This window comes from Amycolatopsis sp. Poz14 (assembly GCF_006704225.1).
GTDB lineage: Bacteria > Actinomycetota > Actinomycetes > Mycobacteriales > Pseudonocardiaceae > Amycolatopsis > Amycolatopsis nivea.
In genome coordinates, this window is sequence record NZ_JACLHD010000002.1 from 323,514 (window position 1) to 338,129 (window position 14,616).

Here is a 14,616-nt window from a genome sequence, read left to right on the forward strand (position 1 = left end):
TCCGCCACATGAGCAGTGCGACGCAGCCGCTCGGGACGCCGCCCGAGGGAGAACCGGACATCCACACGACGGCCGGCAAGCTCGCGGATCTCTACCGCCGCTACGACGAGGCCGTGCACGCCGGTTCGGCGCGCGCGATCGAAAAACAGCACGCCAAGGGCAAGAAAACCGCCCGCGAGCGGATCGATCTGCTGCTCGACGAGGGCTCGTTCGTCGAGCTGGACGAGCTGGCGCGGCACCGCTCCACGAACTTCGGGCTGGAGAAGAACCGCCCGTACGGCGACGGCGTCGTCACCGGCTACGGCACCGTCGACGGACGTCCGGTGTGCGTGTTCAGCCAGGACGTGACGGTGTTCGGCGGCGCGCTCGGCGAGGTCTACGGCGAGAAGATCGTCAAGGTGATGGACCTGGCGATCAAGACCGGCCGTCCGATCATCGGCATCAACGAGGGCGGCGGCGCGCGGATCCAGGAGGGCGTCGTCTCGCTCGGCCTGTACGGCGAGATCTTCCGCCGCAACACCATGGCCTCCGGCGTGATCCCGCAGATCTCGCTGATCATGGGCGCGAACGCGGGCGGGCACGTCTACTCCCCCGCGCTCACCGACTTCGTCGTGATGGTGGACGAGACGTCGCAGATGTTCATCACCGGACCGGACGTCGTGAAGACGGTGACCGGCGAGGACGTCACCTTCGAGGAACTCGGCGGCGGGCGCACGCACAACACCAAGTCGGGCGTCGCGCACTACCTCGGTTCCGACGACGAGGACGCCATCGCCTACGTCAAGGAACTGCTCTCCTACCTGCCGCAGAACAACCTGTCCGAGCCGCCGGAGTTCGACGCGAACCAGCCGCCCGCCGGCTTCTTCGAGAACGTCACCGACACCGACCGCGAGCTCGACACGCTCATCCCGGACTCGCCGAACACGCCGTACGACATGCACGAGGTCGTCACCCGCGTGCTCGACGACGGCGAATTCCTCGAGGTGCACGAGCTGTTCGCGCCCAACATCCTGGTCGGCTTCGGCCGGGTCGACGGGCAGAGCGTCGGCGTCGTGGCGAACCAGCCGACGCAGTTCGCCGGCTGCCTCGACATCGACGCGTCCGAGAAGGCCGCCCGGTTCGTGCGGACCTGCGACGCGTTCAACATCCCGGTGCTGACCTTTGTGGACGTTCCCGGCTTCCTTCCCGGCACCGACCAGGAGTGGAACGGCATCATCCGGCGCGGCGCGAAGCTGATCTACGCGTACGCGGAGGCGACCGTCCCGCTGATCACGGTGATCACGCGCAAGGCGTACGGCGGCGCGTACGACGTGATGGGCTCCAAGCACCTCGGCGCGGACGTCAACCTCGCCTGGCCCACCGCGCAGGTCGCGGTGATGGGCGCGCAGGGCGCGGCGAACATCGTGCACCGCAAGACGCTGGCCAACGCGGCGGCGGAGGGTCGCGACGTCGACGCACTGCGCGCCGACCTGATCCAGGAGTACGAGGACACGCTGCTCAACCCGTACGCGGCGGCCGAACGCGGCTACGTCGACTCGGTGATCGTGCCCGCGCACACCCGCGGCCACGTCGCCAAGGCGCTGAGCCTGCTGCGCACCAAGCGCGAATCGCTGCCGCCCAAGAAGCACGGCAACATCCCCCTGTGAGGCCGCGATGACGGACACTCCCCTGCTCCGCGTAGTCCGCGGCAACCCGGACGACGCCGAACTCGCCGCGCTCACCGCGGTGGTCGCCACTGCCGCGGCCGCGTCGGCACCCGCTCCCCCACGGCGTCGTACGTCGTGGTGGGGCGACCGGGCGGCCGCGGTGCACGCGCCGAACGCCGCTGGTGACGGGGCCTGGCGCGCCTCGTCGTTGCCTCGCTGAAGTCCCCTGTTGATCCCGGTTCGAGAGCCGGGATCACCTTTTTGCCCACCTGCTAGACTCATTTTCTAAAGTTGGACAATGAGTCAAAGGCGGCGGCGTGGACGAGCACCTCATCCGGGAAACCGAGAAGATCGCCGTCGCGATCGGCCGGATGTTCCCCGGTCTGTGCGAGGTCGTGCTGCACGACCTGCGGGATCCGGACCACGCGATCCGCGCGATCGAGAACAACCTGTCCGGGCGCGAAGTCGGCGATCCGGCCACCGAATTGGGGCTGCGGCGGGTCAGCGACCCGGACTACCCGAGCGTCCTGCAGAACTACGCGAACCAGTTCCCGGACGGACGGCCGGTCAAGAGCACGTCGATCGGCATCAAGAACGCCGACGGCGAGTACATCGCCGCGCTGTGCCTGAACCTCGACGTCTCGGTGCTTTCGCCGCTCACGCACACGCTGACCAGCCTGGTCGCCGCTGACGCCGCGCAGCCCGGCGTCGTCGAAGACCTGCGTTCCCGTACGTCGCGTGAACTGCGGGAACGGATCGAACGTGCGGCAGGCGGCAGCCCGCGTTCCCTTTCCCGCGAAGCCAAACGCGACCTGGTCCGCCGGCTGCGCGACGAGGGGTACTTCGAATCCCGCGACGCCGCCCAGACCATCGCCGACCTGCTCGGCGTATCCCGGGCGACTGTCTACAACTACGCGAAATGAGCACGTCGATGACCGAAATCGTCCTGCGCGACAGCCCTGAACTGTCCGCGCCCGGCGGGTATTACTCGCACACCGCGCAGTACGGCGGGATGCTGTTCGTCTCCGGGCAACTGCCCATCACCAGCGACGGGACCCGGCTGGTGGACGAGCCGTTTTCCGTACAGGTCAAGCAAGTTCTGGCCAACCTCGACGCGTGCCTCGCCACCGCGGGCACGAGCCGCGATCGGCTGTTGTCGGTCACCGTCTACGTGACCGACATGGGCGGCTGGCCGGAGTTCGACCGGATTTACCGTGCCTGGATTGGCGACCACCGCCCGGCGCGCGCGGTCGCCGGGTCTAGCACCCTCCACTTTGGAGCGAAGGTCGAGGTGCAGGCAATTGCCGCCGTCTGAGGAAACCCTGGCTGACCCGGACACTCCGTTTGCCGTCGTCGAGCTTTCGCGCGCGCGGCGGAACGCCGAACGGCTCGCTCAGCGGATGCGCGAACTCGGCGTTTCCCTGCGCCCCCACACGAAAACGGCGAAGGCATTACCCGCGACCGCGTTGATGCAAGGCGGAAAGCCAGGCCCGATCACAGTGTCGACGCTGGCCGAGGCAGAGTCCTTCGCCGACGGCGGCTACACCGACATCACGTACGCCGTCGGCATCGATCCGCACAAGCTCCCGCGCGTGCTTACGTTGCTGCGACGGGGAATCACCGTGCGCGTGCTGCTGGACAGCGTCGCGCAAGCCTCTGCGATAAGCGCTGCGGCGCGCGAAGCCGGCGTACGGATTCCGTCACTGATCGAGGTCGACTGCGACGGTCACCGTGGCGGCGTACTTCCCGAAGACCCCGCGTTGCTCACCATCGGACGACAGCTGCACGACTGTCTCGACGGTGTCCTGGTACACGCCGGCGAGTCCTACTTCGCGACAACCCCTACAGCGCAACGCGAAGCCGCCGCACACGAACGTGAGGTCGCTGTCGCTGCAGCACAACGCCTTCGCGACGAAGGCCTGTACGCAGGCACAGTCAGCGTCGGCTCGACTCCCACCGCACATGCAGCCGACGACCTCACCGGCGTCACCGAAGTCCGCGCTGGCAACTACGTCTTCTTCGACTTGGTGATGGCCGGACTGGGCGTATGCCGCACCGAAGACCTCGCGCTGTCCGTAGTTGTCACCGTGATCGGCCACCGCCCCGAGCACGGCTGGATCCTCACGGACGGCGGCTGGATGGCGTTGTCGCGCGACCGAGGCACCGCGAACCAAGCCGTCGACCAGGGATACGGCCTGGTCGCCGACCTCGACGGCGCCCTGGTGCCGGGTCTCGTGGTGCCGGTGCGAGCCAGGAACACGGAATCCTCACCGCCCGCGAGGGACATCCGCTGCCTGACCTGCCGACCGGCACCCGCCTGCGCATCCTGCCGAACCACGCCTGCGCCACCGCCGCACAGCACAGCGGCTACCGAATCCTGGAGAACGGCCGCCTCGTCGACACCTGGCAGCGGATGAGCGGCTGGTGAATCAACGCCCGCGCTGAGCCCAGTCCGGCGCATCGGCGCCCGCGTGCGCCAGCAGCTCTTCCCGGGTGATCGAACCGAGCGGCCCGACGCCCCGGAGCAGCAGGTAATCGCCCGCGTCGGCCTGATCGTGCTCGATCTCGACGTCCTCGGCGTGGTAGCTGTCCGTCCAGACGATCCGGACCTGGCAGCCGCCGTTCTGGGTGAGCGCGTGCACCTGCTGCACAGTCGCGAGCCGCGCCATCGGTTCCGATTCCCACTGCTGCTGCAGGAATCGCCACCGCGAGGCCTGTTCAGCCGCCCGCAATCGCTGATCGAGCCCGCCGGCCCGGTCCCGGAAAACCCAGGCGATCCCGGCCACGACCGCGGCGGCGACAGCCAGCCCGACCAGCCACAAGACCGTTCCCATGTCTGCAGGAGCCTACCCGGGCGGATGCTCCCGGAGGAATCGCTCGACCAGGCCATTCGTGAACTCCGGCGGCACCGGCGCGCCGGTGACCAGCACGCGGTAGTGGATCGGCCCGACGAGGTGCTCGACCGCGCTGTCCAGGTCGATCTCTGACGACAACTCGCCGCGCGCGACGGCACGTTCGAGCGGCAACCGGTCGCGCGCATGCTGGGCACGGAGGTGCACCTCGCGCAGATGTCGCGCCAGGTCCGGGTCGTGCTGGGCCTGGCCGAGCAGCGTGCGGAACACCGCACCAGCGTCCGCGGTGGTCAGGAAAGACGCGATCGCGGCGAGGTGCGCGCAAAGGTCCTTGCGCAGCTCGCCGGAATCGGGCGGGGAGAGTTCCTCGACGAGGTCGTCGCCGAGCGCCTCGAGCAGAATGTCCACTTTGGACGGCCACCAGCGGTAGACGGTCTGCTTCCCGACCCCGGCCCGTGCCGCGATGCCCTCCATCGTGAGCCGGGCGAACCCGACCTCCACCAGCAGATCGTCGACCGCGTGCAGAACCGCGCGGCGCGCGTTCTCGCTGCGGCCGTACCGATTCCCGTGATGCCGGCGCTCGCCGGGCTGAGTGACGTCGCCCACGTGCCGGAGTCTAGCCAAGACGCAACGTCTCGTCTAGCGTTACGAGCACCAGCTCACTAGGGGGTTCTCAGTCATGTGTTCCGCGTGCGGGGTGCCGACGCACCAACCCGAATCCGGGGTCGCCGCAGCCCCGCGCAAATTCGCGGCGCTGTACAACAAGGATTGCCGTCCGTATCTGATCGGCACCGGCCTGGCGATGATGGCGGACAACATCGAGCACGTCATCACCTATTGGGTGCTGTGGGAGAAGTTCCAGTCGCCCGCGCTGACCGGGTTCGAGGTGATCAGCCACTGGGTGCCGTTCCTGCTGTTCTCGGTGTACTTCGGCGGACTGGCCGACCGGCACGACTGCCGCCGGATCATCCAGGCCGCGCAGGTGCTGTTCATGGCGGTGTCCGCGGCGTGGGGCGTGCTGATCCTCACCGACACGCTCGAGGTGTGGAGTGCCTGCGTACTGCTGATTTTGCACGGCTGCGCGGGCGCGATCTGGGGTCCGGGCGAGCAGTTGATGCTGCACGATTTCGTCGGCCCCGCCGAACTGCCGAGCGCGGTCCGGCTCAACGCCACCTTCCGCAGCCTGGGCATCCTCTTCGGCCCGGTCGTCGGCTCGGCGCTGCTGCTCGGGCTCGGTCCGGTGGCGGGCATTTTCGTGAACGTCGCGTTCTACCTGCCGCTGACCGTGTTCCTGTTCCGCACCAAGTTCACCGGACACACGCGAGACGGCGGAATCATCCGTCGGCCACGGGTCGGGCTGATGGATTCGGTACGGATCCTCAAGGAAATCAGCGGGAACCCGACGATGGTCGGGATGATCATCCTCGCCGGGCTCGGCGCGTTCTTCGTCGGCGCTTCCATGCAGAGTTCGATGCCGATCTTCGCCCAGGACCTCGGCGCGGGCAGCGCCGGAACCGCGTACGGCGTGCTGCTGTTCGCCAACGGCGCGGGCGGCGTGATCGGCGGGATCCTGCTGGAGGCGACCGGAAAGATCAAACCGAACGTGCCCGCCGCGGTGATCAGCACGGCGATCTACGGGCTCTCGAGCCTGTTCTTCGCGATGACCGCCAGCTATCCGATCGCGGTGGCACTGCTGGTGATCGGCGGCGTGGCGAACCTGGCGTCGATGTCCATCGGCCAGACCGTCGTGCAACTGCTGGCGAAACCGGAGGAACGCGGCCGGGTGATCGGCGTGTACAGCGTGTCCGCCAACGGTCTCCGCGCGGGCAGCGGATTCACCGTGGGGCTGCTCGGTTCCGCGGTCGGGGTGCACTGGTCGCTGGGCATCAGCGCGGCCGCGCTCACCGTCGGCACCGGGATCGCCGGGTGGTATTCGCTGGGCAGCCGCCGGGCCCGGAAGCTGCACCAGGTCACCGACTGAGCCGGTCTACCTCGTCCGCGGCCATGCCGGCGCGGACGAGGTAGTCACGGACGTCGAAGCCGTCGAGGGTGGCCAGGACGGCTTCCCGGAACGTGGTCTGACGGCGGGCCAAAGCTGCTTCGAGCAGCGCGGTTTGGTCTTCGACGCCTAACGCCCGGTACAGCGGGAGGACGGCTTCGGTGGAGAGAGCGTAATCGGCGGCGATGGTTTCCGGGTCGACATCGGCGAGGGCGAGCAGGAGGAGCGAGATGAGGCCGGTGCGGTCTCGGCCGGAAGTGCAGTGGAAGAGCACGCCGCTTTCGGCCCGGGCCAGCGCTTTCAGGACGGTTGCGCAGCGTTCTGCTTTGCGGTCAAGGAAAACGCGGTAATACAGCGGGGTGCCGTCGAGTTGCTCGTCGGCGATGTATTGCCAGAACTCGGTGTCTTCGACGTCGTCCAGCGGAACTTCGAGACGCGTCATCCCGGCCGGCACGGTGACGGCGTAGGTGCTGATCTCGGCGGGGTTGCGCAGGTCGATGATGGTGCGGAGGCCGGATTCGCTCGCCTGAGCCCAGCCGGTGCCGGTGACGAACCGGAGGCTGGCGGACCGATAGAACCGCGCGGAGCGGGTGACGCCGCCGGATCGGGTCGGGAGACCGCCGAGGTCTCGGGTGTTGAAGAAGCCTTCCCATCCCACTGCCCGGTTCTCGCCCATCAGCCGATCCTGGCCCGGCTCTCTCGCTGCGGGCAACCAGTCAGTTGTCGACGCAGTCCGTCTGCGGAGGACGCAGTGCGCGTGCTGCATTGCGCAATGCTCCGACGAGCGGCGAGGTGTCGGCGGCCCGGGTGCACAGGGAGATCGGGCAGGGTTCGGCGTCGGTGATCGGGACGAACGCGACGTGCGGGTGTCGATAGCCGTCGGCGACGAAGCTGCCGGTGATCACGATGGCCTGCCCTCCGGCGACGGCCTCGAGCATCTCGTCCATGGTGCGGACCGACGGGCCGTAGCGGACGGGAATGCCGCTGGGGCGGGGATCGCAGGCCCACCAGCGCACCCAGGCGGGGTCGGCGTCGTCGTCGGTGAGGTGGATTTCGCCGTCGAGGTCGGCGAGTTCGACCGCGTCCCGCGAGGCGAGGCGATGGGTGACCGGCAGCGCCACGACCCGGGGTTCATGGTGCACGACATCGAGGCGGAGACCCGTAGCGTCGGCAATGGGAGGCCGGACCAAAGCGGCGTCGACTTCACCGTCGCGCACCGTCGTGGCCTGCTGCGACCACGGCAGCTCCACCATCCGGATCGACAGTCCGGGCTCCTCGCGCCGTGCCGTGTCGACGATGTTCCGGACAAGCGGGCCCGCCGAGGCGCTCATGAAGCCGACCCGCAGCGTGGCGGCGAGTTCCCGGCGGTGGGCCTCGACGGCGGCGACGGCACGGTCGGCCGCGGCCAGTGCTTGCCGTGCCTCGTCGAGGAAACGGCGGCCGACCGGGGTGGGACGGACGGGGTGGGCGGAACGGTCCAGCAGTTCGGCGCCGAGCGTGCGTTCCAGTTTGCGGATCTGCTGGCTCAACGCCGGGGCGCTGACGTAGAGCTTGTCCGCCGCGCGGCCGAAGTGCCCCTCGTCGACGACCGCGACCAGGTAGCGCACGAGATGGAGGTTGAGGTCCACGCCGACTCCTCGGGACGGTGACCTGCGAGGTTAACCGATGAGTTCACGGGAGGCGACAGGCTTGTCATGGACCTTCCCGTGCGGCGCGCCCAGGGTTGGGGCTACCCCGAACCGACTCGACGAGGAGCAACGGTGAGCCGTTACGAGCACGACTTCCAGAACATGTTCGCAAGCCTGGAGAAGCAGATCGCGGAAACCGACAACCCGCGCCACCGCGCGATCCTGAAGAACTACCGCTTGCACGCGCTGCTGGAGGTGTCGGGACGCTACGAGGAGTTGCTGGCGCCGACCATGACCGTGGAGCACCCGCACTACCGCATCCACGAGTCCGGCACCTCGCTGATTCTGGACGGGATGGCCGAGGTCAAGGCGTTCTACCAGTCTCTGATCGAGGCGAACGCACTGGTCATGTGGGTCAGCAACCAGGACATCGCGGTCAACGACCGCGGATTCTCCGGCGAGCTGGAGTTCTTCGAGTTCGTGCCCGGCGCGATGCTCGGCGACACCGTCTTCGGTTCGGTGCGGGCCGGGGACGATCCCGGGGACATGCACCTGCTCAAGCGCACTCTCGCGTTCCACTGGCCCTATGACGAAAACTGCAGGCTGATCGGCGAGCACGTCTACGAGGACACCGCCTCCCGGGAGATCATCCCGCTCGAACCGGCCGACATCATCACCGCGGCGCGGGCCGCCGAACTGCTCGCCCCGGAGATCGAGAAGGTCCTGCCGTGAGCGTCGCACTGGTCACCGGGGCCGCGGGCGGTCTCGGCGCCGCCATCGCCGCCCGGCTGGTCGAGGAGCACGCGGTCCTGCTCACCGACATCGATTCCGGCCGTCTCGCCGAGACCGCGGCGAAGCTGGCCGCCGACGGCGCCAGGGTTGCCCACGCCCTTTGCGACGTCAGTGACCACTCGTCGGTGCGAGCCGCGTTCTCCCTTGCCGAAGAACAACTCGGCGAGGTCACCGCGCTGGCCAACGTCGCGGGCGTCGGCGGCGTGCTGACCCCGTTCACGGAGCTGACCGTGCGGCAATGGGATCGCACGTTCGCGATCAACACTCGCGGGACTTTCCTGACGTGCCAGGAACTTCTCCGCCGCCGCGCCGGCCGCCCCGGCGCGATCGTCAACATCGCTTCGATCGGCGCCCGCCTCGGAATGGAGACGATCGCCGACTACGGCGCGTCCAAGGCCGCGGTCCTCGAAATGACGCACGCGGTGGCCCGGGCCGGCGCTCCGACCGGGCTGCGGGCCAACGCGGTCATGCCCGGTCTGATCTGGACTGACATGTGGCGGAGCGCCACCGAGCGGATGGTCGCGAACGATCCCGCCGCGGCCGGCGCCACTCCGGAACAGCTCTTCGCCGGGTTCGTCGACCGGATGGTCCCGATGAAACGCCCGCAGACCCCGGCCGACATCGCCGAGACGGTCGGGTTCCTGCTCTCGGACAAGGCAGCCAACATCACCGGTCAGACCATCGCGGTCGACGGCGGTGCGGTCATGTCCTGAACCACAACAGCACACCGGGAGCGGCGGGCCGCGGCGTCAGGAGAGGACGCCGCGGCCCGCCGCTTTGGTCGTGCTGCCAACTGCGGTGAACGCGGATCGGCGGCGTTCGATCAGGTTCCGCGACGGGTCGGAAAACGGTGGTCGAACAGGCGATCGCCGGTTTTTGTCGGTGGTCGTGGTTACGCTCGCCCCATCACGCACCACCCGTCACCGTCAGCGACAAGCTGCTCACCAGCGCGGATCACACTGGACCACAGCTTGCTCCACGCCGTATAGTCCACGTGGAATAACCCACGTTGGGTCACTCGATTGGATCTTCTGGAGGAACCGTCATGGTCGCGGCCAAGCTCACGGCACTGGGCGTCGCCGTGCTCGAGCTGCTGCACGAGCGGCCGATGCACCCGTACGAAATGGCCCAGCTGATGCGGGAACGGCACGTCGAAACCCGCGTGAAGCTCAAGGCAGGCTCGCTCTATCACACGGTGGATCGGTTGCAGCGCAACGGTTTCGTCGATGTGGTCGAAACCCAGCGGGACGGCAAGCGGCCGGAGCGCACGGTGTATGCCATGACGGCCGCGGGCAAAGACGCCTTCCAGGAACGCGCCCGGCAAATGCTGGGCGACGTGGTGCCGGACTACAGCGACGTGCTCAGCGGGCTCGCCGTGATCGACGACCTCGGACGCGACGTCGCGCTGCTCGAACTAGAGCACCGGATCACCCGGCTGCGCGCGGGCGTGGCCGCTGACCAGGTGATCCTCGAGCGGCTGGAATCCGACGGCACCCCCGAAATCTACTGGCTCGACTTCCGGTTCAGCGCAGCGCAGCGGAAGTTCGAGCTCGCGTGGATCGAGCAGCTGTTCGCGGACCTCGACAGCGGCCGGATCCCTTTCCAGGACAAGAAACTCAAGCTCAAGGAAAACCATGAACGCAAGACCGGTTAACCCGTGGGCCGCGCTCAGCGCGCTCTGCATCGGGTTCTTCATGATCCTGCTGGACACCACGATCGTGTCCATCGCGGTGCCCGCCATGCTGCAGCACCTCGACGCCGGGCTGAACTCGGTGGTGTGGGTGATCAGCGTCTACCTGCTCACCTACGCCGTGCCGATGCTGTTCACCAGCCGCCTCGGCGACCGCTTCGGCCCGAAGCGCGTGTTCGTCGCCGGGCTCGTGGTGTTCACCGCTTCGTCGCTGTGGTGCGGTCTCTCCGGCAATGTCGAGATGCTGATCGCCGCCCGTGCCGTGCAAGGCCTTGGCGCCGCGCTGATGACGCCGCAGACGCTGGCGTTCATCAGCCACCTGTTCCCGCCCGCGAAGCGCGGCGCGGCGATGGGCGCGTGGGGCGGTGTCGCCGGTCTGGCCACGATCACCGGCCCGCTGCTGGGCGGTGTGCTGGTGCAGCACCTCGGCTGGGAGTGGATTTTCTACGTGAACGTGCCGATCGGCGTCGTCGCGATCGCGCTGACGCTGTGGCTGGTGCCGGACTGGCAGCCGAAGCACTCGCATTCGTTCGACCTGATCGGCATCCTGCTGTCCGCGGCCGGACTGTTCTGCGTCGTCTTCGGTGTCCAAAATGGACAGCAGTACGACTGGGGCACGGTGTTCGGCGGCATCACAGTCTTCGAAATCATCGGCGCCGGCGTGGTCTTGTTGATCGCTTTCGTGCTGTGGCAGCACTACAACCGCCGCGAACCACTGGTCCCGCTGCAGGTGTTCGCGAACCGCAACTTCTCCGCGGGCACGCTCACCGCGACCACCGTCGGCTTCACGATGACCGGCATGTTCCTGCCGCTGATCATCTACATCCAGACGGTCCTCGGCCTCTCCCCCACCATGGCGGGCTTGCTCACCGCCCCGATGTCGCTGCTGTCCGGCGTGATCGCCCCCTTCGTCGGCCGCGCCTCGGACAAAATCAACGGCAAGTACCTGGTGATGGGCGGCCTGGCCCTGCTCGCCGCGGGCGTCGGCATCATCGCGCTGCAAGCACGACCGGACACGAGCCCGTGGGCACTGATCCCGGCCCTGCTGGTGTGCGGCCTCGGCGTCGGCTGCATCTTCTCCCCCATGAGCAACCTGACGATGGCGTCGGTGGAACCGCGGCTCACCGGCACCGCCTCGGGCATCTTCAACACCGCCCGCCAGGTAGGCGGCGTCCTGGGCAGCGCCGCGATCGGCGTGCTCCTGCAAGCGAGGATCAGCGCGTCGATCACGAGCGAGGCCGCCACCGCGGCCGCGAAACTGCCGGAGCAGTACCGCGCCCCCTTCACCGAAGGCATCGCCCACGCCGCGGCGTCCACCGGCGAATTCGGCTCCTCCGGCGGCCCATCCCCCATCCCCGGCCTCCCCGCGGACATCGCCGCCCAAGCAGGCCGCCTCGCCAGCGAGGTTGTCCACAATGGACTCACCGACGCCGCCCGCGCGACACTGATCCTGCCGATCGCGGTGCTGATACTGGGAGTTTTGTCAGCAGCGGCTTTGCGCCGGGTGTCCCCTAGGCCGCATACCCCCGCGCCGACCGCCCCGACCCCAGAACCAGCCCGCTGACGAGCTGACCCTCGACCCCGGCTGGACCCCACTCCAGCCGGGGCCGAGGGAGGCGGCGAGAGACAATCCACGCGACTCTCGTCCCACAGCAGCGTTGTTGGCTCCCGACGCAATTCCTCGCGCGGCGGCCACCGCAGCGGCGAGGTCTGCCGATGCACAGAAAGCCCGGGCGTGCCAGGCACGTTCCTCGCCCAGCAACCACCGGCTCGGCATCCCTGCGCACGCCCCGCCGGGATCCTGGCTCAATGCCAGACCTCGCGCCCGGCTCGCGACCCGGTGCCACGACGCCCGCCTCGCGAATCCGGCCGCGAAACCCGCGGCACCAAATCACCGCCCCCGGGCCACACCCCCAACCCGTCCCCGTCGAGGTAGCGTTCGCCTGTGCGTCTAGTCCTCGCCTCCCAGTCCCCCGCCCGCCTCGCTGTCCTGCGCAGTGCCGGTCTCGACCCGGCCGTTGTCGTGTCCGGTGTCGACGAGGACGCCGTCGCGGCGGCGCTCACCGATCCCGAACCCGCCGAACTCGTCCTGGCTCTCGCGAAGGCCAAGGCCAACGCCGTAGTCGAGATGGTTTCCGAGCCAGACGCCGTGATCGTCGCTTGCGATTCCATGCTTTCCATCGGCGGCGAGATGGTCGGCAAGCCCGCGACCGCCGAGGTCGCGAAGGAGCGGTGGGCCCGGATGGCGGGCGGCTCCGGCGTCCTGCTCACCGGGCATGCCGTGGTCCGGCTCGACGGCGGGCAGCGCACCAAGGAAGCCTCCGGCACCCGCTCCACCACCGTGCACTTCGCCAACCCCAGCCAGGCCGAGATCGATGCCTACGTCGCCACTGGCGAACCGCTGCACGTCGCGGGGGCGTTCACGCTCGACGCGCTCGGCGGATGGTTCGTCGAGGGGGTCGAAGGGGACCCGTCGAGTGTGATCGGGATCAGTCTTCCGCTGCTGCGCCAGCTGCTCGCCGAGGTGGGCGTCAGCGTGACCGAAATGTGGAACTAGTTCACATATTGGGACGATGTGTCACTCGGTCGAGTGATCAGGGAAAGTCGATTCCGGCCCGCACCCGGGTCAGCGGAAACTCTCGACCTCTCTGGGGTGGCACATGTCCTTCGCAAGGACGTACACAAAGCCGCGCGTGTTCGCCGCGGCCGTGCTCGGTTCGCTTGTCGTGGGCGCCGGACTCGGCGTGCTCGCGCGGACGACTGAAGCCGGCTGGCTGACCGACACCCTCGACCACATCGGCACGATCTTCACGACCCTGCTGCAGATCGCGGTGATCCCGCTGGTCTTCACCGCGATCGTGGTCGGCATCAACAGCCTCCGCGGCCTCGGCGGCGGCCGCACCGCCGCGCGGCTCGGCGGCAAGACCGTGCTGTGGTTCGCGATCACGTCGTTCATCGCCTCGCTGATCGGGATCGCGATCGGCAAGCTGTTCAACCCCGGCTCCGGTGGGCTCGGCGAGGGCGTCGCGGCCACCGCGAAGAACGCCGACAAGGCCGCGAAGAGCATGAGCCACTGGGGTTCCTGGGACGCCTTCATCAAGGGCCTGCTGCCGGAGAACTTCTTCTCCGCCTTCGCCGAGGGCAGCACGCTCCAGGTGCTGTTCCTCGCCGTCGTGATCGGCGCCGCCGCCTACAGCCTCGGCGACAAGGCGAAGCCGTTCGTCGACTTCACCACGAGCGTCTTCGAAATCGTCCAGCGCTACCTCGGCTGGATCGTGCGCCTCGCGCCCATCGGCATCATCGGCCTGATCGGCGCCGCCGTCTCCAACTACGGCGACGCGCTGTTCCGTCCGCTGCTGTCGACCACGATCGCGGTGTACGTCGGCTGCCTGCTGATCCTGTTCGTCGTCTACCCGATCCTGCTGCAGTTCGTCGCGAAGGTGAACCCGCTGACGTTCTTCGCCAAGGCGGGCACCGCGATCCAGTTCGCGTTCGCGTCGCAGTCGAGTTCGGCCACGCTGCCGCTGACCCGGCAGTCCGCGGTGAACCTCGGCGTCGACCCCGGATACGCCGCCTTCGCCACCCCGCTCGCCAGCGCGACCAAAATGGACGGTTGCGCCGCGGTGTTCCCGGCGATCGGCGCGATCTTCATCGCCAACCTCGCCGGGGTGCCGCTGAGCTTCGGCCAGTACGTCGGCATCGTGGTCGTCGCCGTGGTCGGCGCGCTGGCCACCGCGGGCACCACCGGCTGGCTGACCGCGCTCACCCTGACCACCGCGTTCATCGGACTCGACGCCAAGCAGGTCGCGCTCGGCATCGCGCTGATCTACTCGGTGAACCCGATCATGGACATGATGCGCACCGCCACGAACGTCGCGGGCCAGATCGTGGTCCCGACGATCGTCGCGCGCAGCGAAGGCCTGCTCGACGACGAAATCCTCAACACCCAGACCGCTCGCCCGAACCACCGCGACGAGGGCGGCGCCGCCCGGCCCGCCACCGCCTGAGT

General features: G+C 68.4%; 16 protein-coding genes and 1 pseudogene. 13 read left to right on the top strand and 4 right to left on the bottom strand.

The window, feature by feature from the left end:
- Positions 1-8: 8 nt before the first annotated feature.
- The 6 genes and pseudogenes from FKO37_RS45255 (at position 9) to FKO37_RS47825 (ending at position 4,074) form a co-directional block, all read left to right on the top strand.
- A complete protein-coding gene (locus FKO37_RS45255; RefSeq protein WP_043831873.1) occupies positions 9-1,646 on the top strand; it encodes an acyl-CoA carboxylase subunit beta in 1,638 nt (545 codons plus the stop codon).
- A gap of 7 nt (positions 1,647-1,653) precedes the next feature.
- Positions 1,654-1,866 carry an acyl-CoA carboxylase epsilon subunit gene (locus tag FKO37_RS45260; protein ID WP_078870578.1) on the top strand — a complete coding sequence of 71 codons (213 nt, stop codon included), beginning with the start codon at positions 1,654-1,656 and terminating at the stop codon, positions 1,864-1,866.
- Positions 1,867-1,963: 97 nt separating this feature from the next.
- Complete coding sequence (locus FKO37_RS47680; RefSeq protein WP_238608559.1) at positions 1,964-2,569, top strand: transcriptional regulator; 606 nt, start codon at positions 1,964-1,966, stop codon at positions 2,567-2,569.
- Positions 2,570-2,577: 8 nt separating this feature from the next.
- Positions 2,578-2,961 (top strand): RidA family protein, encoded by a 384-nt coding sequence (locus tag FKO37_RS45270; RefSeq protein WP_134669342.1) that lies wholly within the window; start codon positions 2,578-2,580, stop codon positions 2,959-2,961.
- Between the two features lie 85 nt (positions 2,962-3,046).
- A pseudogene (locus FKO37_RS45275) lies at positions 3,047-3,796 on the top strand (alanine racemase); the annotation flags it as partial.
- Entirely contained in the window at positions 3,694-4,074 is a 381-nt protein-coding gene (locus FKO37_RS47825) for a hypothetical protein (protein WP_374204489.1), read from the top strand. The pseudogene FKO37_RS45275 and the gene FKO37_RS47825, both read left to right, overlap by 103 nt.
- Position 4,075: 1 nt before the next feature.
- Here the strand turns inward: FKO37_RS47825 and FKO37_RS45280 are convergent, their stop codons facing one another.
- Together FKO37_RS45280 and FKO37_RS45285 are read right to left on the bottom strand one after the other, a co-directional pair.
- Positions 4,076-4,480, bottom strand: a complete 405-nt coding sequence (locus FKO37_RS45280) for a hypothetical protein (protein ID WP_037816039.1) — start codon at positions 4,478-4,480, stop codon at positions 4,076-4,078.
- A gap of 12 nt (positions 4,481-4,492) precedes the next feature.
- Entirely contained in the window at positions 4,493-5,104 is a 612-nt protein-coding gene (locus FKO37_RS45285; protein WP_238608561.1) for a TetR/AcrR family transcriptional regulator, read from the bottom strand.
- 73 nt (positions 5,105-5,177) lie between these two features.
- Here FKO37_RS45285 and FKO37_RS45290 point away from each other — a divergent pair, with 73 nt between their 5' ends.
- The gene (locus FKO37_RS45290; protein ID WP_037816042.1) at positions 5,178-6,479 is read left to right on the top strand and encodes an MFS transporter; all 1,302 of its coding nucleotides are present in this window, start codon (positions 5,178-5,180) and stop codon (positions 6,477-6,479) included.
- On the opposite strand, the gene FKO37_RS45295 is transcribed toward FKO37_RS45290, so the two are convergent.
- Positions 6,469-7,173 (bottom strand): tyrosine-protein phosphatase, encoded by a 705-nt coding sequence (locus FKO37_RS45295; RefSeq protein WP_238608562.1) that lies wholly within the window; start codon positions 7,171-7,173, stop codon positions 6,469-6,471. The genes FKO37_RS45290 and FKO37_RS45295 overlap by 11 nt on opposite strands.
- A gap of 40 nt (positions 7,174-7,213) precedes the next feature.
- Positions 7,214-8,125, bottom strand: a complete 912-nt coding sequence (locus tag FKO37_RS45300; protein WP_238608563.1) for a LysR family transcriptional regulator — start codon at positions 8,123-8,125, stop codon at positions 7,214-7,216.
- Between the two features lie 132 nt (positions 8,126-8,257).
- On the opposite strand from FKO37_RS45300, the gene FKO37_RS45305 reads away from it, so the two are divergent.
- The 6 genes from FKO37_RS45305 to FKO37_RS45330 all read left to right on the top strand — a co-directional run bounded on the left by FKO37_RS45305 (position 8,258) and on the right by FKO37_RS45330 (position 14,614).
- Complete coding sequence (locus FKO37_RS45305; RefSeq protein ID WP_037816047.1) at positions 8,258-8,857, top strand: hypothetical protein; 600 nt, start codon at positions 8,258-8,260, stop codon at positions 8,855-8,857.
- Positions 8,854-9,630 carry an SDR family NAD(P)-dependent oxidoreductase gene (locus tag FKO37_RS45310; protein ID WP_238608564.1) on the top strand — a complete coding sequence of 259 codons (777 nt, stop codon included), beginning with the start codon at positions 8,854-8,856 and terminating at the stop codon, positions 9,628-9,630. Before FKO37_RS45305 ends, FKO37_RS45310 begins: the two co-directional genes overlap by 4 nt.
- A 332-nt stretch (positions 9,631-9,962) precedes the next feature.
- Entirely contained in the window at positions 9,963-10,571 is a 609-nt protein-coding gene (locus FKO37_RS45315) for a PadR family transcriptional regulator (RefSeq protein WP_238608565.1), read from the top strand.
- Positions 10,552-12,171, top strand: coding sequence for a DHA2 family efflux MFS transporter permease subunit (locus tag FKO37_RS45320; RefSeq protein ID WP_134732569.1), 1,620 nt, complete (start codon positions 10,552-10,554; stop codon positions 12,169-12,171). Before FKO37_RS45315 ends, FKO37_RS45320 begins: the two co-directional genes overlap by 20 nt.
- A 381-nt stretch (positions 12,172-12,552) precedes the next feature.
- Positions 12,553-13,164 carry a nucleoside triphosphate pyrophosphatase gene (locus FKO37_RS45325; protein ID WP_043831863.1) on the top strand — a complete coding sequence of 204 codons (612 nt, stop codon included), beginning with the start codon at positions 12,553-12,555 and terminating at the stop codon, positions 13,162-13,164.
- A gap of 103 nt (positions 13,165-13,267) precedes the next feature.
- The gene (locus FKO37_RS45330) at positions 13,268-14,614 is read left to right on the top strand and encodes a dicarboxylate/amino acid:cation symporter (RefSeq protein ID WP_167754313.1); all 1,347 of its coding nucleotides are present in this window, start codon (positions 13,268-13,270) and stop codon (positions 14,612-14,614) included.
- Positions 14,615-14,616 lie beyond the last annotated feature (2 nt).

What these genes read in the sequence shown, in the direction of transcription:
- FKO37_RS45255 (WP_043831873.1), top strand. Translation starts at nt 9, where the DNA reads ATGAGCAGTGCGACGCAGCCGCTCGGGACGCCGCCCGAGGGAGAACCG.
- FKO37_RS45260 (WP_078870578.1), top strand. Translation starts at nt 1,654, where the DNA reads ATGACGGACACTCCCCTGCTCCGCGTAGTCCGCGGCAACCCGGACGAC.
- FKO37_RS45270 (WP_134669342.1), top strand. Translation starts at nt 2,578, where the DNA reads ATGACCGAAATCGTCCTGCGCGACAGCCCTGAACTGTCCGCGCCCGGC.
- FKO37_RS47825 (WP_374204489.1), top strand. Translation starts at nt 3,694, where the DNA reads ATGCCGCACCGAAGACCTCGCGCTGTCCGTAGTTGTCACCGTGATCGG.
- FKO37_RS45280 (WP_037816039.1), bottom strand. Translation starts at nt 4,480, where the DNA reads ATGGGAACGGTCTTGTGGCTGGTCGGGCTGGCTGTCGCCGCCGCGGTC.
- FKO37_RS45290 (WP_037816042.1), top strand. Translation starts at nt 5,178, where the DNA reads ATGTGTTCCGCGTGCGGGGTGCCGACGCACCAACCCGAATCCGGGGTC.
- FKO37_RS45295 (WP_238608562.1), bottom strand. Translation starts at nt 7,173, where the DNA reads ATGGGCGAGAACCGGGCAGTGGGATGGGAAGGCTTCTTCAACACCCGA.
- FKO37_RS45315 (WP_238608565.1), top strand. Translation starts at nt 9,963, where the DNA reads ATGGTCGCGGCCAAGCTCACGGCACTGGGCGTCGCCGTGCTCGAGCTG.
- FKO37_RS45320 (WP_134732569.1), top strand. Translation starts at nt 10,552, where the DNA reads ATGAACGCAAGACCGGTTAACCCGTGGGCCGCGCTCAGCGCGCTCTGC.
- FKO37_RS45330 (WP_167754313.1), top strand. Translation starts at nt 13,268, where the DNA reads ATGTCCTTCGCAAGGACGTACACAAAGCCGCGCGTGTTCGCCGCGGCC.